We start from the raw sequence: 12,966 nt of genomic DNA on the forward strand, positions 1-12,966 counted from the left end.
GCAGAAACCTCGCCAATCAAGGTTTACACCTAAGGTTGACCGGTTTGCGAGCGCGATGTAGTCTGTATCCAAAGTACAGAGGCTCATAATGACGATGAAGTTCGAAAAGCTGCAGGTCCGTCCCGACTATGTCGAGGAGGTGTATCGGGTACTCGCCGATGCGATTAGCGACGGGTCGCTCGCGCCCGGCACGCGGTTGACGCAGGAAGAGATCGCGGAGCAGTTCGCGGTGTCGCGTTCACCTGTGTTGCAGGCGCTGCGTCTGCTGAAGAAGGACGGGCTCGTGCAGGATGCGCCGGGGCGCGGGGTGCTGGTTGCGCCGCTCGATGTCGAATGGACGAGCCATCTTTACCAGGTGCGTGGTGCGCTCGATACGCTTGCTGCGAAGCTTGCCGCTGAGCGCGGTGCTGTGATCGATAGCGCGCTGATCATGCGTGGGCGGCTCGTGTCGAAGGGCAAGGATGTGAAGGCGATGATCGATGCCGATATTGCTTTTCATTCGGCTATTTATGAGGCGTCGGGGAATCCGCTGATCGTTGAGAGTGCGCAGTTGCATTGGGTGCATTTGCGCCGCGTTATGGGCGCTGTGCTGCAGTCTTCGCGGCTGCGGGATTCGATCTGGGATGAGCACCAGGCCATCGCTGATGCAATTGCTGCGCGCGATCCCGCGCGGGCTGCTGAGCTGACTGAATTGCACACTAGCAGTGCGCGGCAGAATCTTGTTGCCAGGCTTGGGGAGATGCTTAAGGCTGGGTGATTTTTTTTGTCTGCGACGCTGGGGGTGGGTTGGTTTTGTGCTGGCGCTTGAGGTGTGGCTTCGTGACGCGATGGTTTGGTTTGCTTGTGTTTTGCGCTGGCATCCGCGTTTTGTTAGCTTGCTTCACACGTCGCCCCTGTGCGGGGCGACGCGTGAAGCACGAAGGCAAAGCGCGGATGCCAGCGAAAAGACCAGCACGCCCAACCCAGCCGCGCCACAAAGCCAAACCGCAAGACCAAACAAACCACCTCAAGCGTCGCAGACAAAAAACCCCCATCTACTCCCGCTTAGAAAAAACATTCACATGCGCCCGCCGAAGGGTAAGCGTCAGCAGACTCCCAAGAACCATACTCACAGCAATCCCGACCACCCCACTCCCAGTCGACCCAGTCGAAGTCTGCAAAAAACCAATCACATACGGACTAACAACACCCGAAATCGACCCAACCGAATTAGCCAGCGCGATCCCACCCGCGGCAGCCGTACCTTGCAAAACAGCCGGCGGCACAGTCCAAAACTGCGAAATCGTCGTAATGACACCCATAGTGCCAATCGTCAGCGCGATCATCGCCAGCACGGTCTGATGCGCATAGAGAACACTCGCACACAGCGCAATCGCGCCAACCACGCCAGGCAACGCCAGATGCCAACGCCGTTCACCATAACGATCCGAACTACGCCCGACGAGCACCATGGTGACAGCAGCCGCCGCATAAGGCACAGCCGATAACAGCCCGATATTCAACGTCCCCGACACCCCCGAAGCCTTAACAAGCGAAGGAAGCCAGAAGCTCACCCCATACAACCCCATCGTGAAGAAGAAATAAATCGCCGACAGCAACAGCACACGCGGACTCGCAAGCCCATCGCGCAGCGAATGCAACTTATGGTGCCCACTCTCCGCCTGCAAATCAGCCTCGATCAACGCCTTCTCGTCATCGCGCAGCCACCGTGCATCGGACACCTTGTCGTCAAGATAAAAGAACGCAACGATCCCGACGATCACCGTCGGAATACCTTCCAGAAAAAACAGCCACTGCCAGCCGGCAATCCCATGCGCGCCGCTCATCGAATGCATGATCCACCCCGACAAAGGACCGCCGATCACACCCGACATCGGAATCCCCGTCATGAAAAGCGCCGTCACCTTGCTACGGCGTCCAGCAGGAAACCAGTACGTCAGATACAAAAGAATCGCCGGAAAGAACCCGGCCTCGGCCACACCCAAAAGAAACCGCACCACATAGAACTGCGTAGGCGTCGACACGAACATCATCGCCGCCGAAATGACGCCCCACGTCACCATGATCCGCGCGATCCAGCGCCGTGCCCCCACCTTCAGCAAAATCAGATTGCTAGGTACTTCGAACATCAGATAGCCGACGAAGAAAATCCCCGCGCCGAGCCCATAGACGGCATCGCTCATCCCGAGATCCTGCAGCATCTGCAGTTTCGCAAAGCTGACGTTGATGCGATCGAGGTAAGCGCACAGATAGCAGAAGAACAGAAATGGAATCAGGCGCCATGCCACCTTCGCATAGACGCCCGCTCCCGAACGCTCCAGATACACGTCCTGGCTGATCGAACTCATGGGGATGTCTCCGTCGTGTATTGATCGTTAGCTGATTGCGGCGGACGGACATTGCATCTCGCCCGCCGCATCGTGCTGCAATGAGCCTGCGTTAATCGAACATGTCGGGCTGCGTCTTCACCAGCTGATCCCAGATGGTCTGGAAATGCAGCCAGCCAATGTATTCGCTGCCGACATGCTCGCGGCTATAGCGCGCACGCTCTTCCGTCACGAAGCGCGGCTTGATGCCTGTCGCCTCGATCATCAGTTGCTGCTGGCAGCAACGCTCGAGCGCAATGAACCAGAACGCAGCCGATTCGATGCTGTGCCGGCTCGCCGTCAGCAGCCCGTGATTCTGGTGAATCGCCGCCTTCACGCCCTTGAAGGCATGCGCGACCTTGTGGCCCGCCTTCACTTCGACGGCCACCTGTCCCGCTTCCTCGCCGATCACGACGTGGTCCTCGAAAAATGCAGCAGCATCCTGGCTGATGGGATCGAGCTTCTTGCCGAGCGATGCGAATGCGGTGCCGTACACGGTATGCGCGTGACACATCGCGACGATGTCCTGATGCATCTCGTGAACGGCCGCATGCAGCACGAAGCCCGCGCGATTGATCGCATAGTCGCCTTCGACGACATTGCCTTCGTGGTCCGCGCAGATCAGGTTCGACACCTTGACCTGCGAGAAATGCACGGCCATCGGGTTCGTCCAGTAGAGACCGGGATGCTCCGGGTCACGCACCGTCAGATGGCCCGCGAAGCCGTAATCGAAGCCCTGCAGCGCGAACGCGCGGCAAGCGGCGACAAGACGCTCCTTCAGATACTGCCGATGCTGCGCGTGGCTTTCGAAGGTCGGCAGTTGCGGAAAGATCAGGCCGTCCTGCTCGGGCTGATAGATCGAGATGCGGCCCTTGAGGTCGATCGCTTTCGATGGGGCTTCCATCACTTCGGACATGTCGGCTCCTTTTGAACATGTGGACATTAGGTAAGCACATGGTCGTTCCCGCCGATCGCGTTGACAAACGATGGTTGTTCATGAAAGCATGAATGACATTCACCTGAAGGGAAAACACATGAGGCGGATGCCGAATTTCGTGCTGCTGCGTTCCTTCGAAGCCGCCGCGCGGCTAGAGAGCTTCGCGCTCGCCGCGCAGGAATTGCATCTGACGCCGTCCGCGATCAGTCATCAGGTGAAAGAACTCGAGGAGTATTTCGGGCGTCCGCTGTTTCTGCGGCGCAACCGGCGCATCGAGCCCACGCCCGAGGCCGTGCGCCTGCTCGAAAGCCTGAGCCGCGTATTCGACGTCGTCGAGGCGGCATGCAGCGAGGTCATGCTCGCGCCCGATGCGCAGGTGCTCGCCGTCCATTGCGCGCCGAGCTTCGCGGTGAAATGGCTTGGGCCGAAACTGCCCGAATTCAACAAGGCGTATCCGCACATCACCATTCGTCTCTCTACGGGCGCCGAGCCGCTCGATCTCACGCGCGTGCAGGAAGTCGACGTCGAGATTTCATACGGCAGCGCGCTCGATCGTCCCGGCATCGACACCGTGCCATTGGGCCGCGAAGCGATCGTGCCGCTCTGCTCGCCCGCGCTGCTCGGCGACGACGCGCCCGTCGCGAAGCGCATGAGCGAGCTGACGCTGATCGATACACAGTTGAGCCGCGTCACCTGGGCCGACTGGTTCGCGGCCAACGGGCTCGACATGCCGACCACGCCCCGCCCTTCGTTCGATCGCGCGGCGCTCGGCATCTCGGCGGCCGCCGACGGCATGGGCGTGGTGCTCGAAAGCACGCGGCTCGCCGAACGCGAAATCGTGCGCGGCGATCTCATCGAAGTGCGTAGCGACGCGTTCGTGCGCTTCGAGCGCGACACGCATTTTCTGTCGTACCGGAAGAACGAATTCCGAGTCGAGAAGGTGGCCGCTTTCACGCATTGGCTGCTTGAGCGCGCAGGTGTTGGAAAGGGCGAAAACGCGCCGCAGTAGGCACCAGGGCACCACCCGCGCGCCGCTAATTTTCTCCTCATTTGCGTGACGCATGATGTCGTCACAGCCAGCCAGGACCAGACCGCCGAACTGGCAACAACGACATCGAGCATCAACGGCAATCAGGAGCCACCATGGACTTTCACCCGCCCTTTCTCGTCTTCTGCGCGCTCGGCGCGAGCGTCATGATCGTTTCGGTTTTGCTCGCGATTGCCGCCGAAAAGATCGACAACTGGCTCACGCGGCAAACGGAGCGTGTTTCTAGCCGGCGTCCCATCGTGGTTCGCCATGCGGAAATCTCGCATCTCCTGTGAGCGACGCGAAACGACACACGTGATCGCGCGCCGCCACGCGCCTGCCGCGAAAGGATCATCGTCATGAAACGTCTGCATGCCATCGTCCCGCTCGCCGCGTTGCTCGCTGGCATCATCGCGGCACCCGTCGACGCGAAGACCGTCAGCTATCCGCTCGAAAACGCCTGCCCTGTCGTCGCGAACCGCCCGGACCACGATCCGCCCACTCGCGAGCAGATCGCGCACACGCCGCAAGGCGACATCGCGTATTACCGCTTCGGCCACGGCAGTCCCATCGTCCTGCAGACGGGCTTTCGCGCGACGCTCTCCGAATGGGACGCGGCCTTTCTCGCGGACCTCGCGAAACATCATGAAGTCATCGTCTTCGACAATCGCGGCGTGGGCCGCTCGCTGCCGACGGCGTCGAGCTTCACCGTGCAGGACATGGCAAGCGACCTCTCCGCGCTGATCGACACGCTGAAGCTGCGCGACGTGACGGTGCTCGGCTGGTCGATGGGCAGTGCAGTCGCCACGCTGCTCGCGATCGACCATCCCGCGAACGTGCAGCGCATCGTGCTGATGAGCGCGCCCGCGCCGGGACACCTCGGCGCGCCTGTCGCGCCCGATGTCGAAGCCACGCTATCCGGCAAGCCTGGCACGACGTTCAACGATGTGATGAAGGTCCTCTTTCCGCCATCGGCTTCGAACGCGGCAGGCGAATGTTTCCGCAAGAACATGTTCGTGCCCGCCGGCTACGCATCGCCGACCATCTCCGCGACCGTCACGGCGGGCCAGACGGCGCTGCTGCGTGCATGGGAACAGGACGATGCCGCCGCCGGCGCGCTGCGCACCCTGCACACCGACACGCTGATCCTCACAGGCGACGACGACACCATCCTGTCGAAGCAGAACGCCGAAGCGCTCGCCCGCACGCTGCCCGATGCGCAATTGCTGGTGGTGCGCTCGGCCGGTCACGCGATGATGTATCAGTATCCCTATGCGCTGGCTACGGCCATCAACCGTTTCATCACGCAGTCGCAAGCGCATCCCCGGCAGACGGCGAACGCAGCGCAATTGCACCAGCAGGCGTAAGATCAAAAGCCTTCTTGAAGGCACAACGGCACGTTCTGTTGCGACCCATCCGGAGGTGGCGATGTCGAACGAAACCTGCCCTGTACGTCGTCTGCAGCTTCTGCTGCACGATCCCTGCCGCACCGACGCCGCACGCGAAGCGGCCCGACTCGCCGCCGAGCAGCTCGGCATGCAGATCAGCGGTGAGGGCCATGCAACGCTGTCCGCGCGTATGCCGGATGACGCATTCCGCCAGCTTTTTTCCTGTTCTTCCGGCACGAGCGGAACCCTCGCCGTGCCGGGCAGTCTCCAACCGTACGTCTCTTCGATCAGCGAAGCGCCGCAACATCTTTCATTCGATTAACCTGCATTCGTCTTGCATGAGACGGCGTCAGCGCCACCGCGCGAACGCACGTCGACACAGGAGAAGAAACGATGAAGGCCTACGATCCCAAAGATGCGGCCGCGCGGCCCGCACGCGGCGACGCCGCCAACGAAGAACTCCGTGTTGCCGTGACGTTCAACCGGCCGGGCCAGGACATCGGGCCGACCAGGTTCGGGGCACGCATGTCGACCGAAACGGTCGCCTCGTTCATCCCCGATCCCGCGCAGGCCGACCTCGCGCTCGCCGAACTCGCGCGGCGCGGCTTCACGCTGACGGGCCGCGGCTCGCTGTCGGCGTCGATGCGTTGCACGCGTGCGCAATTCGAAGCGGTGTTCCAGACGCGCCTCAAGCGCATGAAGGCGCCGTGCGCGTCGGCGGCGCAGTTCAGCTCGGTGCTCTATCCACCCGACAACGCGCCATGGAACCCGGACCCCGCGATCAAGTCGCTGCTCGACGACGTCTATATCCAATGGCCGCACATCTACATGGCGAGAGCAGCAAAGGCGGCAAAGAGCACGAAGGCGACTAAGACCACGACAGCAGCAAAGAAGCGTCCCGCCACGAAGACGCCACGCGAAGCCACCGCGCCATCCGCGACGCCGCCCGCCGTGCCCTATTTTCATCTCGCCGCGCCCGCCGACCTCGCGCTGAAGCTCAACGCGACGCCCGTGCACCAGCAAGGCATTACGGGCAAAGGCGTGCGTATCGCGATGATCGATAGCGGCTTTGCTCACGGCCATCCGTATTTCAAGGCGCACGGCTATTCGTCGTCGATCGTGCTGGCGCCGGGCGCCACCGATCGCGGCAGCGACGGCAACGGCCACGGCACGGGCGAATCCGCGAACATCTTCGCGATCGCGCCGGGCGCGACCTTCATCGGCGTGAAGCTCGACAACGAAGCCGATCCGACCAGCGGCGCATCCGTGCTCGAAGGCTTGCAAGAGGCGCTCAAGCACGATCCGCAGGTGATCTCCGTGAGCCTCGGCTACGACCTGCGCGGACCCGGCAACACACCGCTGAAAACACTGCCGAACGGGCTCGTCGCGCTGGAGGCGGAAATCCAGGCCGCGGTGAAGCGCGGCATCGTGATCGTCTTCTCGGCGGGCAACGGCCACTATTCATTCCCCGGTCAGATGCCCGACATCATTTCGGCGGGTGGCGTGTTCGTCGATCAGCACGGCGCGATGCGCGCATCGGACTACGCCAGTGCGTTCACTAGCCTGATCTACTCGGGCCGTAGCGTGCCCGACGTCTGCGGGCTGGTCGGCATGCTGCCGCACGCGACCTACATCTCGCTGCCCGTTTCGGCCGGTTGCGAGATCGACCGCGAGAACGCCGCCTTCGACGGCACCACGCCCAACGACGGCTGGGGCGTGTTCAGCGGCACGTCGGCGGCCGCGCCGCAGCTGGCGGGCCTGTGCGCGCTGCTGTTGCAGGCGGACCCGCACCTCTCGCCGGGCGACATCAAGGCGATCCTGCGCCGCACCGCGCGCGACGTCACGAAGGGCCACGCGAACCCGGCGAGCGATCCGAAGGGCGTGGGCGTGCCGGCGGGCATCGGAGAAGACGGCGCGACGGGCGCGGGACTCGCCGATGCGCTCGCGGCCGTGAAGCAGGTCTGACGCTTTCGTGCGCAGACGGCGGTTCGTCCCGGAACGGCCAGCCGTCTGCGCGAGGCAGGACGCCGTGCCATACTTGCGGATCGTCCAGGCCCACATTCGAACGTAATGATCGTCCCTTCCGCTTCCATCGGCTTCAATCTCAATCTGCTCGACCGCCGCTCCGAACAACGCGACGACGAGACCTTCATCGCCAGTCTGCACGACGCTCCCGCCGCGCGTTTTCTGGTCTTCGATGGCGACGTTCCCTTGCTCAAGCGCGGCGACACACACGACGCATGGTTCGTCGCGAGCGAGGCGGCCGCGTTCGGCGAGCCGCTGCAACGCGTGTTTCTCGGCCAGGACAGCGACGGCAGCGGACGTTTCGCGCTCGGCTTCGCATCCGGTCTCGCGCAAGACGAAGGGCAATCGCAAGAAAAACTGCACGATCGCATCGATCTGCGCTCGATCGCTTTGCAAGGCCTCGTCGCGCAGGAAATGCTCGGCGTGCTGGGCCAGGCCAAATCGATGTTCGACTGGCACCGCCGCCATCGCTTCTGCGCGAACTGCGGCGCACCGAGCCGCGCGACGGCGGCCGGCTGGCAACGCACCTGCGACGCGTGCGGCACGCGCCATTTCCCGCGCGTGGACCCCGTCGTCATCATGCTGACCATCGACGGCGAGCGCTGTCTGCTCGGACGCCAGCGTCAGTTCGCGCCGGGCATGTACTCGGCGCTCGCAGGTTTCGTCGAACCGGGCGAAACCGTCGAAGACGCAGTGCGCCGCGAAGTGCATGAGGAAGCCCACGTGACATGCGCGGAGGTTGTCTATTTCGCGTCGCAACCGTGGCCGTTTCCTTCGTCGCTGATGATCGGCTGCTTCGCGCGCGCCAGCAGCAAGGACATCGTCATCGACGCCAACGAACTCGAAGACGCGCGCTGGTTCACCCGCGCCGAAGTCGCCGCGATGCTCGCGGGCACGCATGCGGATAACCTGTCGGCGCCAAAACCGTTCGCGATTGCGCATCACCTGCTGCGCGCGTATGTCGAATACGGCGAAGCTGTGCTGCGCGGTTGACCTGTCGCATCGCTTCGCCGTTCACACCCTCGATGCAAATGAGCTAGCCCTCAGTCCACGGAACCCCGTGGCGCGAGCAAACCTGTACGCGAACGTTCACGTTGACGTATAATTCAGCTCTTCCTGACCGTATGGCAGAAGCATTTCCCGCATGTCCACCGAAGTTCCCACCGCCATCACGATCGGCGCCACGCTCCCTACGCGCACTGCGGCGGTGTCGCATCGCAGCGCGGGCGTCCGCGGCGCGTAACCGCCATGACAGCCGCACATACGCCGTTCGTCGCCAGACGGTTTCGCGAGGACGTCTTCCCGTGGGCCATCGCGCTCGCCACCGGCCTCGAGTATTTCGACAACACGATCTTCTCGTTCTTCACCAGCTATATCGCGGGCGGCATCAATGCATCGACGGATGAACTCGTGTGGTCGTCGAGCGCGTATGCCGTCGCTTCCGTGCTCGCCATTCTTCAGCAGCAATGGTGGGTCGAGCGGGTCGGCTACCGGCGTTATATCGGCGGGTGCCTGTTGTTGTTCGCGGCGGCCTCGGCGGCGGCGGCGCTGAGCGAATCGTCGATCGAACTGGCCTTCGCGCGCGGTGCGCAGGGCTATTTCATCGGCCCGATGATGAGCGCGTGCCGCATTCTCATTCAGACGAACTTCCCGCCGCAGCGGCGGGCTTCAGCGGTGCGCGCGTTCCTTGGCATGATCCTGCTGGCGAGCGCGCTCGCGCCGCTCGCGGGCGGCTATCTGGTCGCTTCGTTCGGCTGGCGCGCACTCTTCACCTGCACGACGCTCGCGGCCGTCGGCCTTGCGCTCCTCGTGATGCTGGTCGTACCGCCTGCGGGCAAGCTTCTTCCCGAAGCGCGCGGCGAAGCGCACTTCTGGCCGTATGTGGTCTTTGCGTTCGCGCAGGGCGCGTTGCAGATCGCGATGCAACAGGTTCGATTCGAACTGTTCTTCAGTTCCCCCATGCTGGTTGGACTGACGGTGGCGGGATTGCTGTCGCTCGGCTGGTTCGCGTGGCATCAATGGCATCAGCCCGATCCCCTCGTGCGGCTTCACGCGTTGCGCGAACGGACATTCCAGACGGGCATCGCGCTGTACGTGATGTTCTACTACATCAGCAATGCGATGAGCTATCTGGTCTCGCGCTTTCTCGAAGGCGGACTTCGATATCCTGTCGAGAACGCGGGGCGCCTGGTCGGCCTCACATCGTTTGGATCGCTGGCCGTCGCGTTCGTCTATTTCCGCGTTTCGCCCCTCATCAAGCACAAGCGCTGGCTGATCGTCCCCGGCTTTCTGATCGCCGCGCTGATCGGCGCCTGGATGGCGAGCATGCCGCCCGACGTCAGCATGCCGTGGCTGTTGCCGCCGCTACTGCTGCGTGGCCTCCTGCTCGTGTTCATCGTATTGCCCGTCGCCAATCTAACGTTTCGCATCTTCGCGATCGAAGAGTACAACCACGGTTACCGCCTCAAGAACATGGTCAAGCAACTGACCTATTCGTTCTCGACAGCGACGATCATCATTCTCGAACAGCACCGTGAGGCCGTGCACGAGACGCGCCTGACCGAGTTCGTGAATCCGTTCAATCCGGTGTTCCAGAACTCCTTCGAGAGCCTGACACGCGCATTCGAAGGGTTGGGTCACACGGCTAGCGACGCGAAGGGCCTCGCGCTCGTCGAGATCAGCCGCGTCGTCTCGCAACAGGCGAGCTTTCTGAGTTCATTGGACGGCTTTTACTTCCTGATCGTCATCGCCCTGTGCGGCGGCCTCTTTGCGCTCTACCAGCGGCAAATCGATTGATCGCGTATTCTGCGAAGCGTCACAATATCGATTGCAGATTTGCAGTGCGCAAGCTTGAAGAAGGTGCGCGGCGCGCACTGTGGAGCGTTTGACCAGTGGATACTCTCACCAACATGCGGATCTTCGCTCGCGTAGCGGAGGAAGGTAGCTTTACAGGCGCTGCCCAGCGCCTGAACGTCACGGTGCCCGCCGTATCGCGCGCCGTCTCGTCGCTCGAAGCGTACCTGCGCACGCGTCTGTTGAACCGCAGCACCCGCAAGGTCGTGCTGACGGAAGCGGGGCATCGCTATCTGCAGCGCTGCGAGCAGATCCTCGCATTCGTCGATCAGGCGGAAGCCGAGGCCGCCGATGCGCAGGTCCGTCCCACCGGCCAGTTGCGCGTGCATGCAACGTCGAGCTTCGGTCAAACCTATGTCACGCCTGCTATCGTCCGCTACCGGCAGCGCTATCCGTCCGTTTCCATTGAATTGACGCTGTCGCAGCATATGCCCGACATCATCGACGAAGGGTATGACGTGAGCGTCCAGTTGAGCGTCGACGAATTGCCCGATTCGAGCCTCGTCGCGCAGCGGCTCGGCACGGTGCATAGCGTGCTGTGCGCGGCGCCAGCGTACTTGCGCGAGCACGGCATGCCACGCGAGGTGCATGAACTGACGCAGCACGCATGCTTCCAGTTCGTCTCCCCCGTCTATCCCACCGACCGCTGGTTGCTCGAAGGACCGGACGGCATCGAGACCGTGCATCTGCGGGCCGGCGGTTTTCGCATCAACTCGGCGGACGGGCTTGCCGTCGCATTGAAGGAAGGCATCGGTATCGGCGCGGTGCCGATGTCGACGGCCGTGTCGGCGTTGCGCGACGGATCGCTGATGCGCGTGCTGCCGGACTACCATTTGCAGCCGCTCTCGGCTTACGCGCTCTACACGTCGCGCCGTTATCTCGACGCGAAGATCAAGACCTTCGTCGAGTTTCTGAGGGACGAAATTCCGCAGATGCTCAACACGTCCGCAGCGAATCTCCACGACATGAGCCTGGCACGCGCGGATGCGTGAGCGCTGAGGCCTCGCAGCGGATGCAGACGATTCGCGCTCGCGCTTTGCGATTTGATATGACGTAATGGGTTTCGGGTGTCGAAAAGCGCTCGAAGCTCTGCAAGTCTTCTGCCAGAAACACGGCCATTGATCGCGAGATATGCGCGGCAGCGCACTGAACGATCGCTCTCCGCACGCTATTCTCCCGAAGATAACCGCGAACCGCGCCGGCTACTCCCGCGCCGCGTTCGCTTTGGCGCGCGTCGTCCAACCGCCATCACGGTCGTCATCCATGCACAAGCAAGCCGTCAACTATGTACTGGTTTTCGCCTGCGGATGCGCAGCCGCGATCGACACATTCGGCGCGGATTCGATCGGCGTCGTCAAGACGGTCAAAGGCTCCGTTCATATCGAGCGCACTGCGCAAAGCGTGGACGCCGCCGTCGGCAGCGAGGTGTTCAAAAGCGACCGCATCGTGACGGGCCCCGCGTCTTCCGTCGGCATCACGCTGCGCGACAATACGCTGCTTTCCGAGGGCTCCAGTTCGGTGCTGGAACTCAACCAGTTCGCCTTCGATACCACCACCCATGACGGCACGCTCGACGCGACGATCCGGCGCGGATCGCTCGCGGTCGTCGACGGCAAGCTGGCGAAGGCCCATCCGGAAGCGGTGCGTTTCAGCACACCGACCACGACACTCGGCGTGCGCGGCACCGAATTCATCATCGAGGTCGGCGACGGGGAGAACGGGCATTGAAGCCCGCGGCACAGCGCCGAAGGCTCAGATGGTGCGCAACCTGCGCGACGCTGGCGCTCGTTTCGGCCTGCAGCTCGACGCCCGACAAGATCACCTTGCTACCCGATCCGGACGGTACGGTCGGCAGCGTCATCGTGCGCAGCGGCAACAAGACGCAAGTCATCGACAAGCCTTACTCGACGGCCGAAGTCGCGAAAGGCGGCGCGATCGAGCAGACCGCGACCACTCCGGCCAACGTCGAAGCACGCTATGGCGACGTGCTCGCCGCGCAACCGCCGCGTCCGAAAACCTTCACGATCAACTTCCTGTTCGACTCGGCCACGGAACTCGCGCCGCAGTCCAACGCCACCGTCCAGCAACTGAAAGCAGCGCTCGCGACATGGCCCGCGCCGCATCTCACCGTCGTGGGCCATACGGACCTGGCGGGGTCGCAGGAATACGACGACAAGCTGTCGATGCAGCGCGCGCAGACCGTCGCGAAGTTCCTCGTCAAGGCGGGCATCCCGGCCAAAGAAATCGAAACGGCGGGACGCGGCAAGCGCGAGCCGCTCGTGCACACGGCGGACGGCGTCCCTAACCAGATGAATCGGCGCGTCGTCATTACAATTCAGTGATCCGGGTGATCCGTCACTGTGCCTGTCA

13 protein-coding genes are annotated in these 12,966 nt (G+C 62.8%); 11 read left to right on the top strand and 2 right to left on the bottom strand.

Features of this window, described 5'->3' with window-relative positions:
* Positions 1-88: 88 nt before the first annotated feature.
* Positions 89-757 (top strand): GntR family transcriptional regulator, encoded by a 669-nt coding sequence (locus tag H1204_RS24190; RefSeq protein ID WP_180731084.1) that lies wholly within the window; start codon positions 89-91, stop codon positions 755-757.
* A gap of 277 nt (positions 758-1,034) precedes the next feature.
* On the opposite strand, the gene H1204_RS24195 is transcribed toward H1204_RS24190, so the two are convergent.
* Entirely contained in the window at positions 1,035-2,348 is a 1,314-nt protein-coding gene (locus H1204_RS24195; RefSeq protein WP_180731085.1) for an MFS transporter, read from the bottom strand.
* Positions 2,349-2,439: 91 nt separating this feature from the next.
* Positions 2,440-3,282, bottom strand: coding sequence for a class II aldolase/adducin family protein (locus H1204_RS24200; protein WP_180731086.1), 843 nt, complete (start codon positions 3,280-3,282; stop codon positions 2,440-2,442).
* A 118-nt stretch (positions 3,283-3,400) separates the two neighbouring features.
* Here H1204_RS24200 and H1204_RS24205 point away from each other — a divergent pair, with 118 nt between their 5' ends.
* The 10 genes from H1204_RS24205 to H1204_RS24250 all read left to right on the top strand — a co-directional run bounded on the left by H1204_RS24205 (position 3,401) and on the right by H1204_RS24250 (position 12,938).
* On the top strand, positions 3,401-4,312 hold the full coding sequence (locus H1204_RS24205; RefSeq protein ID WP_180733292.1) for a LysR substrate-binding domain-containing protein: 912 nt from the start codon (positions 3,401-3,403) through the stop codon (positions 4,310-4,312).
* 134 nt (positions 4,313-4,446) lie between these two features.
* Positions 4,447-4,626, top strand: a complete 180-nt coding sequence (locus tag H1204_RS24210) for a hypothetical protein (RefSeq protein ID WP_180731087.1) — start codon at positions 4,447-4,449, stop codon at positions 4,624-4,626.
* 63 nt (positions 4,627-4,689) lie between these two features.
* Positions 4,690-5,697 (top strand): alpha/beta hydrolase, encoded by a 1,008-nt coding sequence (locus H1204_RS24215; protein ID WP_180731088.1) that lies wholly within the window; start codon positions 4,690-4,692, stop codon positions 5,695-5,697.
* Between the two features lie 61 nt (positions 5,698-5,758).
* The gene (locus H1204_RS24220) at positions 5,759-6,040 is read left to right on the top strand and encodes a hypothetical protein (RefSeq protein ID WP_180731089.1); all 282 of its coding nucleotides are present in this window, start codon (positions 5,759-5,761) and stop codon (positions 6,038-6,040) included.
* 71 nt (positions 6,041-6,111) lie between these two features.
* On the top strand, positions 6,112-7,683 hold the full coding sequence (locus tag H1204_RS24225; RefSeq protein WP_180731090.1) for a S8 family serine peptidase: 1,572 nt from the start codon (positions 6,112-6,114) through the stop codon (positions 7,681-7,683).
* Positions 7,684-7,788: 105 nt separating this feature from the next.
* Positions 7,789-8,736, top strand: coding sequence for an NAD(+) diphosphatase (nudC, locus tag H1204_RS24230; protein ID WP_180731091.1), 948 nt, complete (start codon positions 7,789-7,791; stop codon positions 8,734-8,736).
* 255 nt (positions 8,737-8,991) lie between these two features.
* On the top strand, positions 8,992-10,539 hold the full coding sequence (locus tag H1204_RS24235; RefSeq protein WP_180731092.1) for an MFS transporter: 1,548 nt from the start codon (positions 8,992-8,994) through the stop codon (positions 10,537-10,539).
* Positions 10,540-10,634: 95 nt separating this feature from the next.
* Positions 10,635-11,588: a LysR family transcriptional regulator gene (locus H1204_RS24240; RefSeq protein ID WP_180731093.1), complete on the top strand. Its 954-nt coding sequence runs from the start codon at positions 10,635-10,637 to the stop codon at positions 11,586-11,588.
* Positions 11,589-11,859: 271 nt separating this feature from the next.
* Positions 11,860-12,324 carry a FecR domain-containing protein gene (locus H1204_RS24245; protein ID WP_180731094.1) on the top strand — a complete coding sequence of 155 codons (465 nt, stop codon included), beginning with the start codon at positions 11,860-11,862 and terminating at the stop codon, positions 12,322-12,324.
* The gene (locus H1204_RS24250; protein ID WP_180731095.1) at positions 12,321-12,938 is read left to right on the top strand and encodes an OmpA family protein; all 618 of its coding nucleotides are present in this window, start codon (positions 12,321-12,323) and stop codon (positions 12,936-12,938) included. The genes H1204_RS24245 and H1204_RS24250 overlap by 4 nt, the downstream gene beginning before the upstream one ends.
* Positions 12,939-12,966: the final 28 nt, after the last annotated feature.

The sequence above is a fragment of the Paraburkholderia sp. PGU19 genome, from assembly GCF_013426915.1.
GTDB lineage: Bacteria > Pseudomonadota > Gammaproteobacteria > Burkholderiales > Burkholderiaceae > Paraburkholderia.